Annotated in this window: 13 protein-coding genes; 4 read left to right on the top strand and 9 right to left on the bottom strand. The window is 66.0% G+C overall.

The window, feature by feature from the left end; genetic code table 11:
• Positions 1–116 precede the first annotated feature (116 nt).
• From BRAD3257_RS31225 to mobB, 6 genes are all read right to left on the bottom strand, one after another.
• Entirely contained in the window at positions 117–1,769 is a 1,653-nt protein-coding gene (locus tag BRAD3257_RS31225) for an OFA family MFS transporter (protein WP_122405080.1), read from the bottom strand.
• Between the two features lie 337 nt (positions 1,770–2,106).
• The gene (locus BRAD3257_RS31230; protein ID WP_122405081.1) at positions 2,107–4,131 is read right to left on the bottom strand and encodes a sensor histidine kinase; all 2,025 of its coding nucleotides are present in this window, start codon (positions 4,129–4,131) and stop codon (positions 2,107–2,109) included.
• The gene (locus BRAD3257_RS31235) at positions 4,124–5,557 is read right to left on the bottom strand and encodes a sigma-54-dependent transcriptional regulator (protein ID WP_122405082.1); all 1,434 of its coding nucleotides are present in this window, start codon (positions 5,555–5,557) and stop codon (positions 4,124–4,126) included. The genes BRAD3257_RS31230 and BRAD3257_RS31235 overlap by 8 nt, the downstream gene beginning before the upstream one ends.
• Positions 5,558–5,681: 124 nt before the next feature.
• Positions 5,682–5,915, bottom strand: coding sequence for a sulfurtransferase TusA family protein (locus tag BRAD3257_RS31240; RefSeq protein ID WP_122405083.1), 234 nt, complete (start codon positions 5,913–5,915; stop codon positions 5,682–5,684).
• 45 nt (positions 5,916–5,960) lie between these two features.
• Positions 5,961–7,217 (bottom strand): molybdopterin molybdotransferase MoeA, encoded by a 1,257-nt coding sequence (locus tag BRAD3257_RS31245; protein WP_122405084.1) that lies wholly within the window; start codon positions 7,215–7,217, stop codon positions 5,961–5,963.
• Between the two features lie 9 nt (positions 7,218–7,226).
• Complete coding sequence (mobB, locus tag BRAD3257_RS31250; RefSeq protein ID WP_122405085.1) at positions 7,227–7,754, bottom strand: molybdopterin-guanine dinucleotide biosynthesis protein B; 528 nt, start codon at positions 7,752–7,754, stop codon at positions 7,227–7,229.
• Between the two features lie 205 nt (positions 7,755–7,959).
• Here mobB and BRAD3257_RS31255 point away from each other — a divergent pair, with 205 nt between their 5' ends.
• Positions 7,960–8,850 carry a formate dehydrogenase accessory sulfurtransferase FdhD gene (locus BRAD3257_RS31255; protein ID WP_122405086.1) on the top strand — a complete coding sequence of 297 codons (891 nt, stop codon included), beginning with the start codon at positions 7,960–7,962 and terminating at the stop codon, positions 8,848–8,850.
• Positions 8,831–9,487 carry a molybdenum cofactor guanylyltransferase MobA gene (mobA, locus tag BRAD3257_RS31260; RefSeq protein ID WP_122405087.1) on the top strand — a complete coding sequence of 219 codons (657 nt, stop codon included), beginning with the start codon at positions 8,831–8,833 and terminating at the stop codon, positions 9,485–9,487. Before BRAD3257_RS31255 ends, mobA begins: the two co-directional genes overlap by 20 nt.
• A gap of 49 nt (positions 9,488–9,536) precedes the next feature.
• Here mobA and BRAD3257_RS31265 read toward each other — a convergent pair whose 3' ends face one another.
• Genes BRAD3257_RS31265 through BRAD3257_RS31275 form a run of 3 tightly spaced genes read right to left on the bottom strand, consistent with a single transcriptional unit; the run spans position 9,537 to position 13,488 of the window.
• Positions 9,537–11,486, bottom strand: coding sequence for a molybdopterin biosynthesis protein (locus BRAD3257_RS31265; RefSeq protein WP_162500422.1), 1,950 nt, complete (start codon positions 11,484–11,486; stop codon positions 9,537–9,539).
• Between the two features lie 13 nt (positions 11,487–11,499).
• Positions 11,500–12,606: a molybdopterin-binding protein gene (locus tag BRAD3257_RS31270; protein ID WP_122405089.1), complete on the bottom strand. Its 1,107-nt coding sequence runs from the start codon at positions 12,604–12,606 to the stop codon at positions 11,500–11,502.
• A 54-nt stretch (positions 12,607–12,660) separates the two neighbouring features.
• A complete protein-coding gene (locus BRAD3257_RS31275; RefSeq protein WP_122405090.1) occupies positions 12,661–13,488 on the bottom strand; it encodes an ABC transporter substrate-binding protein in 828 nt (275 codons plus the stop codon).
• Between the two features lie 129 nt (positions 13,489–13,617).
• Between BRAD3257_RS31275 and BRAD3257_RS39895 the strand changes: the two genes are divergently transcribed.
• On the top strand, positions 13,618–13,920 hold the full coding sequence (locus BRAD3257_RS39895) for a substrate-binding domain-containing protein (RefSeq protein ID WP_407194493.1): 303 nt from the start codon (positions 13,618–13,620) through the stop codon (positions 13,918–13,920).
• Positions 13,921–14,018: 98 nt separating this feature from the next.
• A complete protein-coding gene (locus BRAD3257_RS31285) occupies positions 14,019–15,233 on the top strand; it encodes an ABC transporter substrate-binding protein (RefSeq protein ID WP_122405092.1) in 1,215 nt (404 codons plus the stop codon).
• Positions 15,234–15,265 lie beyond the last annotated feature (32 nt).

Here is a 15,265-nt window from a genome sequence, read left to right on the forward strand (position 1 = left end):
GGTCTGGAGATCAATAAAGGCGTCCCATGCTGCGATAGCGAAATCGTATCGCGCTCCGGCTCCGAGGCTACGGCGGGAGCGCGCAAGCTGCGCTCCCGCCCGCGGCGAATGTGCGATCAGAAAATCTTGACCGCGCTCTCCAGCGTCTTCCAGACACCCCAAAGGAGAGGACCGCCGACGATCGCCCAGAAGAACGCCGCCTTGATGTCAAGCCCGCCAAATCCGATGCCGTAGGAGCCGTGCGGCCCCGCAGCCGCGGCGCTGGCGTTCGCTGCCTGCAACTTGGCGACGTCGGCCTCCTTCATGTGCCACTTCGAATCCACCGGCTTGATCAGGTAATTGCAGATCAGGCCCGCGATCAACATCGCACAGAGGATGTACATGGTGGTGTTGTAGAGTTGGTCGCGCGGCACGCCGGCCGCAAGTTGGAACTCGCGGATGTAGTTCACCACGACCGGGCCGATGATGCCGGCGGTCGACCACGCCGTCAGCAAACGGCCGTGGATGGCGCCGACGAACTGCGTTCCGAACATGTCGGCAAGATAGGCCGGCACGGTCGCAAACCCGCCGCCATACATCGACAGGATGATGCCGAATCCGGCCACGAACAGGAGCTTCGAGCCCATCGCCGCAAAGGTCGGCGCCAGCGCGTAGAGCACGATGCCGAGGATGAAGAACGTGTAGTAGGTGTTCTTCCGCCCGATCCTGTCCGACAGCGACGCCCAGAAGAAGCGGCCGCCGATGTTGAACAGCGACAGCAATCCGGCGAAGCCGGCGGCGATCGCGGCGATCTGCGCCTTCTGCCCGGCATCGAGCGCGTTGAAGCCGACTTCCGGCAAACCGATCAGCTTGCCGGCGAAGATCTCCTGAAGCATCGGCGAGGCCATGCCGATCACGCCGATACCCGCCGACACGTTGAGGCAGAGCACCCACCAGATCAGCCAGAACTGCGGCGTCTTGTGCGCGTCGTTGAGATGGACGTTGTTCTTCGAGATCATCGCGTTGGCCTTGACCGGCGGGGTCCAGCCTTCGGGCTGCCAGCCGGCCGGCGTCACGCGATAGGCGAAGGCGCCTATCATCATGAAGACGAAATAGACTACCCCCATCGTGACGAAGGTCTCCCAGACGCCGACGGAGGTCGGCGTCTTGAAATAGTTGATCAAGAGATTGGCCAGAGGCGCTCCGATCATGGCACCGCCGCCAAATCCCATGATGGCCATGCCGGTCGCCATGCCGCGGCGGTCCGGAAACCATTTGATCAAGGTCGACACCGGGGAAATGTAGCCGAGGCCGAGACCGACGCCACCGATCACGCCGCAGCCAAGCCACATGATCCAGAGCTGGTGGACGTAGACGCCGAAGGCACCGATCAGAAGCCCGCCGCCCCAACAGCAGGCAGCGACGACGCCCGCCTTGCGCGGACCGGCGCGCTCGAGCCAACCGCCCCAGATTGCGGCCGAAACGCCGAGCAGGACAAAGAACAGCGTGTACATCCAGCCGAGGCTCGCGACCTTCCAGTCGCAGGTCGTGGTGAACAGCTCCTGCCACAGCGACATGTCGGGGCAGGCCTTCGGCGCCGCGACGCCGATTGCGCGCGACAGCGGCAGCCAGAACACCGAGAAGCCGTAGGCCATGCCGATGCACAGATGGATGCACAGCGCTGCCGGCGGCACCAGCCAGCGATTGAACCCGGCCGTCGCGATCGTGCGTTCACGATCGAGAAAGCCGGAAGCACCAACTGGTGCAAGAACGGTATCGGCAGTCGTCATAAGCATTACCTCCCAAGCGCGGCCTTCCGGCACATCGGTTTGAGACCGGTCATGCGTGCTCGCAGCCGCGCATGACGGGTCGGACTTCATGTCGAAGCGGAATGTCTGGTGCACATCGCCTCATGCGCACCGAGCAAGCAGCTGATCGCGGGTGATGTCCCTTCGCCTTGCGAGCAGCGTTGCAGTGACGGCTATCGCGCCCTCATCCCCTCAACACCCTGTCTTGAAATGAGCAACGCGCGTGCCAGAAATGGCATCGTGACAATTCAACGACTTCCCGCAGCGCAATGTGCTGCGTCGGACAGAATGTCCCGAGGTCCTTGGACAAAATGTCCAATCAGGTCGCTTCCGGCAGCCACACCGTGAATGTACTCCCGGAACCGACGCGGCTTTCGGCCGTGATCTGTCCGCCCTGGCGCTTGATCAGCGTCTGGCTGATGGAGAGGCCGAGCCCGGTGCCTTGCCGCCGCTTCGTCGTGTAGAAGGGGTCGAATATCTTTTCGATCACCTCAGCGCTCATGCCGATGCCGGTGTCGGCGACCTCGATGGCGACGCCCTGCTGGCCTTCGCGCTCGGCATCGAAGGAGCGGAGCGTCAGGGTTCCGCCTTCCGGCATGGCGTGGATCGCGTTGACGATGAGATTGACCAGCACCTGCTGCAACTCGTTGCTGTTCATCAGCACGAGCCGGTTGGCACGATCATCCCTGACCACGGCGATCTCGGTCTTGTTCAGAAGATGCTGCACCAGCGGCAGACAGTCGGAGATGACGCTTGCCGGTGCATGGCGCTCGACATAGCCGGCATATTCCTCCGGCCTCGCAAACTGCAACAGCTTGGTCACGATCTGACTGATGCGGTGAATCTGCTCGTCGAGCAGGCGAAACTCGACCTTCGCCTTGTCGGCATCGCCGCCGAACACGCTGCGGATGACGTCGAGATTGCCCTGCATCACCGCGATCGGATTGTTGATCTCGTGCGCAACGCCGGCGGTGATCTCGCCGATCGCAGCCAGCTTCTCGGACATGATGAGCTGCTTGGTGGTTGCCTCGAGCTTGAGATTGGCGTGCTCGAGGTCGCGGGTGCGCTCGCGCACGCGCACGTTCAGCTCTTCATTCCATTCGCGGAGTTGCCGGTCGCGTTCCTGGATCTGGTCGAGCAGGCTGTCGAGATGAACCGCGACGCGGCCGATCTCGTCGCCCAGTACCGGCATCTTGGTGCGGGCGGAGAGGTTCCCGCGCTCCACCTCGGTGATCGTCGCCGTAACGCGCTCCAGCGGCATGAAGATGGAGCTCGCCCAGCGCAGGAAGATCGGTACGGTCGCGGCGGTGATGATGATGAACGCCGCGATGATGATCACCAATGTCTGGTATTTGGCTTCGCTGAACGGCTTCTCCAGAAAGCCGACATAGAGCATGCCGACCCGCTTGCCGTAACTGTCCACCAGCGGCTCGTAGGCGGAGATGTACCAGTCATTGACCACGAAAGCGCTGTCGAGCCAGGTGCGCCCCTCGCCCAGCACGGCCGAGCGCACCGCCGCCGACACGCGCGTGCCGAGCGCGCGCCGTCCCTCGAACAGGCGGACGTTGGTCGATATCCGTACGTCGTCCAGGAACAGCGTCGCGGTGCCCTGGCTGCCCTCCGGCAGGCTCGCCGCGCGATAGACGAGATCGTTGATCGTGTCGATGAATTCGAGATTCTGGTTGAGCAGTGTGCCGCCGACCAGCGCAGCGGCGCCACCGTCAGGCAGCATCGCCCGGCTGGCCGCATGCACGACCATGCCGCGCGTCTCCGTGCTGCGGTCGGTCGGCACTGCGTTCGGGGTCGGCACGAGGTCCAAGCGCGCGCGCTCGGCCAGGGCCGGCGAAATTGCGGCGAGCTCGTCATTGCCGAAAATGTCGACGCCCGTCGCAGGAGCCTGGCCCGACAGCGCCGACATGATGATCGGCCAGTCACTTCTCGGTCGATGCTGCAGCGGCGGCGACGAGGCCAGGACGTCGCCGTGGCCGTTGGCCAGATACAGGAAATCGAGGCCGATTTCCTTGCGGGTCTCATCGAGCAGATCCTGCAGGGAGCCGCGCGCATCCGGCGCCAGCACCTCGTGGAAGCGGGCCGACAGGCTGAGCGCCCGGAGCTGGACGCCGGTCTTTTCGAGGATGCGGGCGAGATATTGGTGGGCGATGGTGAGATCGCCGTTGACCTTGGAGATCAGGGTCGCGTCGAATTTCGCGTTCCAGCGATAGATCGCAACGCCGAGCAGGAGCGGCAGGATGACCAGCATCGGCAGCAGCGCGATCGCGAGCAGCCGGAAGCGGACGGAGCGTCCCCGCACGGGCTCGCCGCTGCGGCCGCCAGCATCAGACATCCCACAACGCGCATTTGCGGTCGATGGTCTTGCGCGAGATGCCGAGGCGCCGCGCCGCCTCCTCGCGATTGCCATTGACCTCCTTCAGCACGCCGAGAATGTGACGGCGCTCGAGCTCCGCGAGACTGTCGGCAGGCGCCGACTGACCGTTGTCGCGGGGGCCGGCGAAATCGTCGGGGAAGGCGCCGAGGATCAGCGTGCGCTCGATCAGGTTACGCAGTTCGCGCACGTTGCCCGGCCAGTCATAGCTTGCGAGCGCCGCCCGCACCGAGGCGTCGATCGGCACCGGCGGCATGCCGAGCTGAGCCGAGAGCTTGCTCATGAAGATGGTGGCAAGCTCCTGCACGTCATCGCCGCGATCCTTCAGGAGCGGCAGGCGGATCTGCATCACGTTGAGCCGGTAGAACAGATCGGCTCGGAAACGTCCCTTCTCGACCTCCTTCTGCAGCTCGGCATTGGTTGCGAAGATGAAGCGCAGGTCGACCGGAACTTCGCGCTCGGAGCCGACCGGACGGACGCGGCGGTCCTCGAGCACGCGGAGCAGCTTGCTCTGCATCGGCAGCGGCAGCTCCCCGATCTCGTCGAGAAACAGCGTGCCGCCATGCGCATACAGGAACAGGCCCTCGCGCCCCGAATCGGCGCCGGTGAAGGCGCCCTTGATGTGCCCGAACAGCTCGGCCTCAATCATCTCGGGCGGGATCGCCGCGCAATTCACGGGCACGAAGGGCTTGTCGGCGCGATCGGACAGCGAGTGGATCGAGCGCGCGGCGACTTCCTTGCCGGTGCCGGATTCGCCGGTGAGGAGAACCGAGGTCGGCAGGCGCGCGACGCGGGCGATGGTCTCACGCACGCGCAGCGTCGCCGCCGACCGTCCGATCAGATTGTCACGCAGGAACGTGCGGTCGGACGAGGCACGCAAAGCGTAGCGCAGGACATAGTTCTCGCGCTGCAGGCGGACACGGTCGAGGCATCGTGCCACCGCGTTGAGGATCTGGTTGGAGCGGAACGGCTTCAGCACGAAATCGGCCGCACCGGCGCGCAGGGCCTGGATCGCGGTGTCGAGGTCCGCATAGGCGGTGATCAGGATGGCGTCGGCGAAAAAGCCGACGGCGCGCTGCTCGGCGAGCCAATCGACGCCGTTCTTGCCCGGCATGATGTTATCGAGAATGACGACGTCGTAGCGATTGGAATCGAGCTTGCGCGAAGCCTGGTCGGTATCGGCCGCCTCGTCCACCAGCTTGCAGCGCGGCGCCAGCGTGCGCACCAGGAAATTGCGCATGCCCGGCTCGTCGTCGACGATCAGGATGGAGGCCTGCGCCAGCGCGCTGAACTCCGGCCCTGCAGCTGCCTTGCCGAGCTTGACGGCAGGCTCGCGACCCACCGTGGGGTTTGCGGCTGCGCTTGCCCTCGATGTTGAGAAAGTCATGCCCGATGTTTAAGGTTTGAGATCATCCACCACAATAATCGGCGCCTTTCGCATTGCAGCGAAGCTCCGGCCGTTCCCCCAGGCGCAGCATAGTCAAACGTCCCCGCCGTGAATATTCGGCTTTCTACGGGGCGTCGCTCTTTTCGACCAGGAACACGATGCGCGTCTCGTTGCGCTCGGTGATCTCGACCTTGTCGCCGGTCTCGCGAATCAGGTTCGGAATGTCAATCACCGACAAGGGATCGGTACAGTGAACCTCGAGCTGATCACCCGGCTGCAAAGGCTTGAGCGCCTTGCGCGTCTTGAGGGCGGGCAGCGGGCATTTCAGTCCGGTGAGATCGAGCGTCGTTCTGGCCATGGCCGCAACATGGCGGGACGAAGCGATGGCGTCAACGGAAGGGCCCTAGAGCAGGTCGGCGTAGGACAGGAAGCCCACGTCCTGTCCCGGCTCGACATTGGTGATGTCCTCGCCGAGTTCGACGAGGCCGTCAGTCTCGACCAGCGAGGACAACAGCCCGGCTCCTTCGCGCGGGAACTTGATCGCCTCGAGGCCGCCGTCCTCAGCGCGGCGCAGCGAGGCGCGCACATATTCGCGCCGCCCGGCCTTCTTCTTGTAAGTGAACGCCGCCCGCAGCGGGATGGGCGTCAGCGGCTCCGGCAGGCCTCCCCCCAGCGCCAAGGCCGTCGGTCGCACCACATGGACAAACGTCACGAAGCTCGCGACGGTATTGCCGGGCAATCCGATCAGCGGCACGCCGTCGATGATACCCATCGCCACGGGACGGCCGGGCTTGATCGCCATCCGCCACAGCACCAGCGAGCCGACGCTCTCGACCGCCGCCTTGACGTGATCCTCCTCCCCGGTCGAGACGCCGCCGGTGGTGAGGATCAGGTCGTGGTGACCTGCGACCTGCTTCAGGCCGCTCGCAAGTGACGTTCGCTCATCCCGCAGGATGCCGAGGTCGCTGACCTCGCAGCCGAGCCGCCGCAGCATCGCCATCAGCATGAAGCGATTGGAATCGAACAGCTGCGAGGCGGAGCGCGGCTCGCCAGGTGAGGCCAATTCGTCGCCGGTCGAGAACACGGCGACGCGGATGCGCCTGACGACGTCGAGCCTCGTCAGGCCGAATGCGGCGGCGAGCGCGACATGCTGCGGCCGCAAGCGCTGCCCGCCGCGCAGCGCGACGTGACCTTGCGGAATGTCCTCGCCTGCGGGACGGACATTGGCGCCGGGCTTCAGCCCCGGCGGCAACACGATCTTGCCGGACTCATCGATGCGGACGTCCTCCTGCATGAAGACGGTCTCGGCATCCGGCGGCATCGGCGCGCCGGTGAAGATCCGCGCGGTGTGGCCGGGCTTGATTGGCGCTTGCGCAAGCCCGCCGGCCTGGATGCGACCATCGAGCGGGAATGCCTGCTCCGCAGCTTGCGGAAGGTCGGCGTTGCGCACGGCATAGCCGTCGACCGCGGAATTGGTGAACGGCGGCAGCGGCAGTGGCGCCGCGATATCGCGCGCGAGCACGCGCCCGTCGGCATCGACCAGCGCAACAGTCTCGAGATCGGTGATCGCGTTGACGCGTGTCGTGATGAGGCCGACGGCTTCGTCGACCGACATCATCGGGCCGCCGAAGGCAAAGCAATCGTCCGATAATTGCGCCATGGTGCCTCGTCAGCGTATCGCGGTGCTTCTTGCCACCACTTCCTCGACCGGCATCGCCGCAAGCAGCAGCAACGCGGCTACAGCAGGGATATCATCGAGATGGACGGTCGGCAGCCGGGTTTCAACCGCGGTGTCGGTCGCAATCCCGGCAATTCCGGGATCGTCGGGAAAGAGCAGCGGTTTGCCGTTCGCGGCACGATGCACCTCGATCTTGCGATGCGGCTCGCGCTTGAAGCCCTCGACCACGACGACATCGACCGCGGAGAGCTTCTCGAGCAGCTCCGGCAGCCGCGGCTCCGCCGCCCCGCGCAACTCATGCATCAGCGCCCAGCGCTTTGACGAAGCGACCAGCACCTCCGCCGCGCCGGCCTCGCGATGGCGCCAGGAATCCTTGCCGGGCACATCGACGTCAAACTGGTGATGCGCATGCTTGATCACGGAGACGCGCAGGCCTTGCGCCTTGAAATGCGGGATCAGCCGCGTCAACAGCGTGGTCTTGCCCGCACCGCTCCAGCCTGCAAGGCCGATGACTTTCATAACCGTTCGATCTCCGCCAACGGCTCGCCCGCCGATGGAACCCGCCGGCCGTCATTGCGAGCGCAGCGAAACAAATCCAGACCGTCACTGCGGATATTATTCTGGATTGCTTCGCTGCGCTCGCAATGACGACGAGGCGGCATTTCGCTCTCTTGCCGCCATGCTTATATCGGCTTGACCCGAATGTCATGCTAACCTCGCCGCCATGATGAAGATCGACAAAGCCCCGGTGCCCCTGATCGTCCCCAATCCGGACGACCCGCGCCTGACCCAGAGCGTGACCGGCACTGACCAGACCGGCGCCAGGGTCGAGATCAAGGTCCCGATGGAGCGGCCACTGACGCTCTACCTGAATGCCCAGGAGATCGTCACCATGATGACGATCGGCGATTACCCCGAATATCTGGCGCTCGGCTATCTGCTGAACCAGAACATGCTGAAATATAATGACGTGGTCACCGAGGTCGAATACGACGACGACCTCCAGGTGGTCGTCGTGCGCACCGAGCACCACACCAATTTCGAGGCCAAGCTGAAGAAGCGCACGCAGACCTCGGGCTGCGCGCAGGGCACCGCCTTCGGCGACCTCTTGGAGGCGGTCGAGAGCGCCGCGCTGCCCAAGGCGGAGCTGCGCACCTCTTGGCTCTACCAGATGACGCAGACCATCAACACCATGCCCTCGCTCTACCTTGAGGCCGGCGCGATCCATGGCTGCGTGCTGTGCAAGGAGGGCACGCCGCTCTGCTACACCGAGGACGTCGGCCGCCACAATGCCGTCGACAAGATCGCAGGCTGGATGTATCGCCACGGCGTCGATCCCTCCGACAAGATCCTCTACACCACGGGACGCCTCACCTCGGAGATGGTGATCAAGACCGTGCGCATGGGCATTCCAATCCTGGTCTCGCGCTCCGGCTTCACCGCCTGGGGCGTCGACCTCGCCAGGCAGGTCGGGCTGACGCTGGTCGGCCGCACCCGCGGCAAGCGCTTCATTGCGCTCGCGGGCGAGGAGCGCATCGTCTACGACCAGAACCTCGCCTATGTGGAAGAGGAGTCCGCCAAGCACAAGCGCAAGGGTGAAGGCGGTGACGACTGACACCCCCGCCGCGAGTGTTCCTTCGACTCTTGGCGTGCTGCTCGCCGGCGGTCTCGCGCGGCGCATGGGCGGCGGCGACAAGCCGATGCGCACCATCGGCGGCCGCACCATTCTGGACCGCGTGATCGCGCGCCTTTCATCCCAGTGCAGCGGGCTGATCCTCAACGCCAACGGCGATCCCGCCCGCTTCGCCGCGTTCGGCTTGCAAGTCGTCGCCGACGACGTGCCCGGCTTCCCCGGCCCGCTCGCCGGCATCCTCGCCGCGCTCGACTGGACCGCGGCGAACCGGCCGGAGATCGAATGGGTGCTCAGCGCCGCCGGCGACTGCCCGTTCCTGCCGCGCGATCTCGTCGCACGGCTACATGACGCGCGCGCGCGTGAGAACGCGCAGCTCGCGGTCGCCGCATCAGGCGAGCAGTCGCATCCGGTGATCGGCCTGTGGCGCGTCGCCTTGCGCGACGAACTGCGCCACGCGCTTGTCGTCGAAGACCTCCGCAAGATCGACCGCTGGACGGCACGCTATCCGCTGGCGACGGTGACATGGCCGACCGAGCCGCTCGATCCATTCTTCAATGCGAACACGGTCGAGGACATTGCCGAGGCCGAGCGGCTGGCGGCGCTGGATGACGCGTCCTAAGGCGGTGCATTGAGCTCTGGCCGTGACCCGGGATAGACCCAGCTGGTATCTACGCGGGCCGGAAGCCCGCGCGCTCGAGTGCTACGCGCGCCGCGTCCGAGCCGAGCGCATCGAGAAAGGCCTGCACTGCCGGCCGGTGTTTGCGCGCCGTCACCAGCGCGAAGTCATAATGCTCTTCCGCCAGCGGAATGAAGCCGAGGCTGGCCGCATGGGCGACCGGCGCGATCGTCATGCCCCAGTCGGCGCGGCGCTGGGCGACGGCCGCCGCCACCGCATTGTGCGAACGCGGCTGGTTCCAGTAGCCGTCCGGCCGTACGCCGCCGAGCAGCCGGTCGATCAGGATGCGCGTGCCGGCGCCCTGGTTGCGGTTGACCATGATGCAGCTGGAGTCCGCGAGCGCGGCAGCGACCGCATCCTTCGCGTTCAGGCCCTGGAAGCGCATGTCGCCCTTGCGGAAGACGATGCCCTGCATCCGCCGCCAGCCTGGGACGAGCTCGAGCCCGTCGACGAGATAAGGCGTGTTGTAGGTCTCGCTCCTGTCGTCGAACAGGTGGATCGGCGCGAGATCGCATTCGCCGCGCTTGGCCGCTGCGAGGCCGCCGAGGCTGCCGACCGCAATGGAACGCACTGTCAGGCCGGCATGCGCGAGTTGTGCGGTGACGAGATCGAGGCCGGTGCAATGGCTGCCGACAATGACGAGATCGGGCACCCGCACATGCGGCGTGAATAGCGTCACCTCTGTCGCGGTCCCAGCCGGCATCTGATCGGCGAGCGCGTCGATGCGCAGGAATCCATCGGCCTGCGCGAACGACGTGATCGCACCAGAGCCCTTGCCGGAGGGATAGGCGATCAGGCCATCCCTGCCCTGGACCAGCGAGACCATGACGAATTCGGTGCGGCCGAGCTCGGACGCAATGCGCACCGGCACGGTCGCGCTGACCTTGGCATCGGAGCGCGGCGGCAGGCCGGCCATCCTGCGCAGCACCGGCACGATCATATCGTGGAAGGTGAACATCGCCGAGGTTGGGAAGCCCGGCAGTATCACCACCGGCTTGCCGTCGCAGACCGCAAGGCAAAGCGGCTTGCCGGGCTTGAGCGCAACACCATGCGCAATGATGCCGGGCGCGCCGAGTCGGCCGATGATGCGATGGGAGAGATCGCCCGCGCCTTTCGACGTCCCACCCGACAGCACCAGCATGTCGGCATCCGCAAGCGCGCTGCACATGGCGGCTTCGAGCCTGGCTTCATCGTCGGGAATGGCACCGAGGAAAACGGCCTCGCCACCATTCTCGTCGACCGCGGCCGCGACGATGGCGCCGTTGGTATCGTAGATTTCGGCAGGTCCGAGCGGCTGGCCGGGCTGAACCAGTTCGTCGCCGGTGGAGATCACGGCAACCCGCGGCCGGCGCGCGACACTCACCTCGGCAATGCCGCAAGCCGCCAGCATGCCGATCTCGCGCGAGCCCATGACGGTGCCGGCGCGCAGCAGCGCCTCGCCGCGCGCGATGTCGGATCCGGCGTATGAGACGAACTGCCCCGGCGAGACGGCGCGGCGGACATCGATCGCATCCGGCCCGGCCGGCTGGGTGTGCTCGACCATGACCACGGCATCGGCGCCGCGCGGCAGCGGACCGCCGGTGGCAATCGGCGTCGCAGTCCCGGCGGCCACCTGCAGCGACGGCGCGGTGCCGCAATGAATTGTCTCGCCATTCAACGCAAGGCGCACGGGCGCGCCCTCGCCGGCCGCCGCAAGGTCGGCAGAGCGCACGGCAAAGCCGTCGACATTGGAGCGGTCGAACGGCGGCACGTCGATCGGCGCGGTAACGTCCTCGGCCAGCGCCGCGCCGAGCGCAGCGGCGAGCTTGCGCGTTTCGCTGCGAAGCGCGCGCGGCAACAAGGCCGCCTCGAAGCGCGCCAGGGCCTCCTCGCGCGAGAGGATCTTGAGGAACTGCTCCTGTTCGAGCGCGCTGCGGTCTGGTGATTTCGGGATCATCGTCATGCCAGGACCCATATCACTCCCGCATCGGATGGGCATCCACCGGCGTACCTGCCGCAAATCCCTCGTGACTGGCAGGAATGAGCAGCCATGCGTCCGCACCGGCGATGGCCTGAAGCGGCCATTCTCGCACGGCAAGCGGCAGCCAGGCACGATGTTCCTCGGCCAGCAAAGCGATCTCAGCGATGCCGACACTGGATGCGATTTTTCGCGCGAGCGGCAGGGACACTTTTAGTCGCGGCCGACGCGCCGACAAACGGTCGACGAGCGGCAGCACGAGCGCGAGCCACGCCGCAAGCGCAGAATCGGGCGAGCCGGGCAAGGCGACGACGGGAACTCGTCCGAGCCGTCCGACCGCGGCGGTGCGCCCGGGCTGGAGCGCAAGGCCGTGCGCCATCACCTCGCCGCGCTGCGCCAGGGCCGTGATGGCGGCGTCCTGTCGGCCGACGCCGCTACCGCCGATGGACAGCAGAAGATCGCAGGAGGACGCATCAAGCACGTCGGCAATCGATGCTGCATCGCGTGCACGGGCTTGACGCGTTTCCGCGTTCAATCCCGTGGCGCGCGCGATCCCGGCAATCAGATGCATCGTTGCCGTTGCGCCCGGCACGTTCACGATGTGCAGTCGGGGCCGCCGCACGCCGATTTTCTCCAGGCCCGCAACGCGCGCGAGCAGCAGATCCGTCGCACCGATCGGACAGCCCTCGGCACCGGCTGGCGTGCGTTCCACGATGTCGCTACCGGCGCGCCGAACGCCCTGCCCCGGCACGCCCTCCGCCAGCACCTGGGCGAGCGGCCCCGCCACCTCCACCGCGTCGGCATCGAGCACACAATCGCAGCCCGCAGGCATCGCGTCGCCGGCCTCGACCCACGACGGCACTTTAGTCAAAGGCAGCGGCGAGTAAGCGGACGCACCGACGAGATCATTGGCGGATAACGCCCAACCGTCTGCGGCCGCAATGTCGCGCGAAGGATAGGCGGCAGGCAGCGGAGTGCCCGCCGCGATGCAGCCGATCGCGTCCGCCAGCGGCACCTCCACCGGCGCCACGGGATCAACGCCTCGCAGCAAAGCGGCGAGCGCGGTGTCGAGCGGCGTGAGCGAGGATGGCAGGCGCTGGGTCATGCGCCATGATGGATCACGCATCGTCCGGTTTGGCAACCGCCGGCGACGACGGCCTCAGCCGCCGGACCTGTCCGAATTGGGGAAGAACAGCTGCTGCCCGTCGACCTTGTAGCCGGCGATCGCTGTCTGCCCCTCCGGCGACGTCAGCCAGTCGATGAAGGTCTGCGCGAGGTCCTTCTTCACGTTCGGGAACTTCTCGGGGCTCACGAGCATCACGCCATACTGGTTGAGCAGTCGCCGGTCGCCTTCGACGACGATGTCGAGATCGCCGCGATCCCTGAAGCCGGTCCAGCTGCCGCGATCCGACAGCACATAGGCGTTGGCCGCACGCGCGGCCTCGAGCGCCGCATCCATGCCCTGCTTGGCCTCGCGATACCAGGCGCCCTTGGCGCTCGCGATGTCGATGCCGGCGACGATCCAAAGCGCGAGCTCCGCGGCGTGAGTGCCCGACCGATCGCCACGCGTCACGAACGGCGCGCCCTTGGCTTCGATCGCTTTCAGCGCCGTCGCGATGTCCTTGCCCTTCACGCCCGCAGGATCGCTCTTCGGCCCGATCAACACATAATCGTTGTACATCACGTCGTAGCGCTTCACGCCAAAGCCGTCGGCAACGAATTTCTCCTCCTGAGGCCTCGCGTGCATCAGCACGACGTCGACCTCGCCCCGTCGCGCCCCATCGAGCACTTCGTCGGCGCGCCGTGCGATCACGGTGACGTCGATGCCGGTCTTGTCGCGGAAGATCGGCAGCAGATAGTTGAGCAGGCCGGACTCCTGCGTCGCCGTCGTCGTCGCGAGGACTATGCCGCGGTCCTGCGCGGACGACGCGGCAACGCCCGCAGCAAGGCCGCAGAGAAGCGCGGCGGCAACGGATAGGCGGCCCATGATCAAGTTCCCCACTGGCTATGACGCGATCATGATGATCGATTGCGCCGCGCTCGTGACGCGCTTGCGCTGCTTAGCCGGGAAACTTCGGCAACGCAGAGCGCTCTGGGATCGTTCACCAGAGCAGAAATCGCGCGTGCGGATGTGTTGCAAAGCAGCGAGATGATCGGGCATGGTTCCCGCGCCGAACTGGTCCACGCCGGCCAGGCCGATTGCGGCATTGCGACGCGCGCCGCGGCGCGCTCGGCCGGTCTCGATTTCGTGCCGCTGGTCTGGGAGAACTTTGACCTCGCGATGCGGCAGCGCAGCTATTTCCGCCCTGCCATGCAGGCCTTGCTCCGCTTCCTGAACGAACGGCGGCTGCGCCAGCGTGCCGAGGAGCTGACCGGCTACGATCCCTCGCCCGCACGGCTGATCCGCTTCGCGGCCTGACGTTGACGCCCGCCCCCAAACAGTTGCAAAAGAAACCAATTCAGCCGGGCATACCCGGACGCAACACCGGCCAACGAGCCGGCTCAGGGGAGGACAGCGTGAACCCAACCAGATTTGGACTGCCGGTCGCGGCCGCTTTGACTGCGGCGCTGCTTTCAGGTGCGGCGTCGGCGCAGGTTTCCGACGACGTCGTCAAGATCGGCGTGCTCACCGACATGAACGGCCCGGCCTCGGCGCCGACCGGCCAGGGCTCGGTGACGGCGGCGCAAATGGCGATCGACGATTTCGGCGGCACCGTGCTCGGCAAGCCGATCAGCGTCGTGATCGGCGACCACCAGCTCAAGGCCGATGTCGGCGGCGCGATTGCGCGGCGCTGGTACGACGTCGACCACGTCGATCTGATCGTCGACGTGCCGGTCTCGGCGGTCGGGCTCGCGGTGCAGAACATCGCCAACGAGAAGAAGCGGCTGTTCATCACCCACTCCACCGGCACCGCGGATTTCCACGGCAAGTTCTGCTCGCCTTACGCGATCCAATGGGTGTTCGACACCCGCGCGCTCGCGGTCGGCACCGCGGACGCCGTGGTCAAGCGCGGCGGCGACAGCTGGTTCTTCATCACCGACGACTACGCCTTCGGCCATTCGCTGGAGCGCGACGCCTCCGCCGTCGTCACCGCCAATGGCGGCAAGGTGCTGGGCTCGGTGCGGCCGCCGCTGGCAACGCCGGACCTCTCCTCATTCGTGCTGCAGGCGCAGGCCTCCAAGGCCAAGATCATCGGCATTGCTGCCGGCCCCCCCAACAACATGAACGAGATCAAGACCGGCGCCGAGTTCGGCGTGTTCAAGGGCGGCCAGCAGATGGCGGCGCTACTGGCGCTGATCACCGACATCCACGGCCTCGGCCTGCAAGCGGCGCAAGGCCTGCTCCTGACCACGTCGTTCTACTGGGACATGGACGACAAGACCCGCGAATGGTCGAAGCGCTATTTTGCCAAGATGAACAAGATGCCGTCGATGTGGCAGGCCGGCGTTTATTCCAGCGTGATGCACTATCTCAACGCCATCAAGGAGACCGGCACCGACGATCCGCTCAAGGTCGCGGCCAAGATGCGCGAGAAGCCGATCGAGGATTTCTTCGCCCGCAACGGCAAACTGCGCGAGGACAATCTGATGGTGCACGACCTCTGGCTGGTGCAGGTGAAGACGCCGGAGGAGAGCAAATATCCGTGGGACTATTACAGGATCCTCACGACCATCTCCGGCGACGAGGCGTTCGGTCCGCCGGACCCGGCATGTGCGCTGGTGAAGAAGTGACGAGGTAGCCGTCATTCCGGGGCGGTCCGCAG

Origin of the sequence: Bradyrhizobium vignae, from assembly GCF_900324035.1 — a bacterium.
GTDB lineage: Bacteria > Pseudomonadota > Alphaproteobacteria > Rhizobiales > Xanthobacteraceae > Bradyrhizobium > Bradyrhizobium vignae.

Coding starts and splice junctions, on each gene's coding strand:
- BRAD3257_RS31270 (WP_122405089.1), bottom strand. CDS start 12,606: ATGACCCAGCGCCTGCCATCCTCGCTCACGCCGCTCGACACCGCGCTC.
- BRAD3257_RS31245 (WP_122405084.1), bottom strand. CDS start 7,217: ATGGCGCAATTATCGGACGATTGCTTTGCCTTCGGCGGCCCGATGATG.
- BRAD3257_RS31235 (WP_122405082.1), bottom strand. CDS start 5,557: ATGACTTTCTCAACATCGAGGGCAAGCGCAGCCGCAAACCCCACGGTG.
- BRAD3257_RS31225 (WP_122405080.1), bottom strand. CDS start 1,769: ATGACGACTGCCGATACCGTTCTTGCACCAGTTGGTGCTTCCGGCTTT.
- mobB (WP_122405085.1), bottom strand. CDS start 7,754: ATGAAAGTCATCGGCCTTGCAGGCTGGAGCGGTGCGGGCAAGACCACG.
- BRAD3257_RS31230 (WP_122405081.1), bottom strand. CDS start 4,131: ATGTCTGATGCTGGCGGCCGCAGCGGCGAGCCCGTGCGGGGACGCTCC.
- BRAD3257_RS31240 (WP_122405083.1), bottom strand. CDS start 5,915: ATGGCCAGAACGACGCTCGATCTCACCGGACTGAAATGCCCGCTGCCC.
- BRAD3257_RS31255 (WP_122405086.1), top strand. CDS start 7,960: ATGATGAAGATCGACAAAGCCCCGGTGCCCCTGATCGTCCCCAATCCG.
- BRAD3257_RS31275 (WP_122405090.1), bottom strand. CDS start 13,488: ATGGGCCGCCTATCCGTTGCCGCCGCGCTTCTCTGCGGCCTTGCTGCG.
- BRAD3257_RS31265 (WP_162500422.1), bottom strand. CDS start 11,486: ATGACGATGATCCCGAAATCACCAGACCGCAGCGCGCTCGAACAGGAG.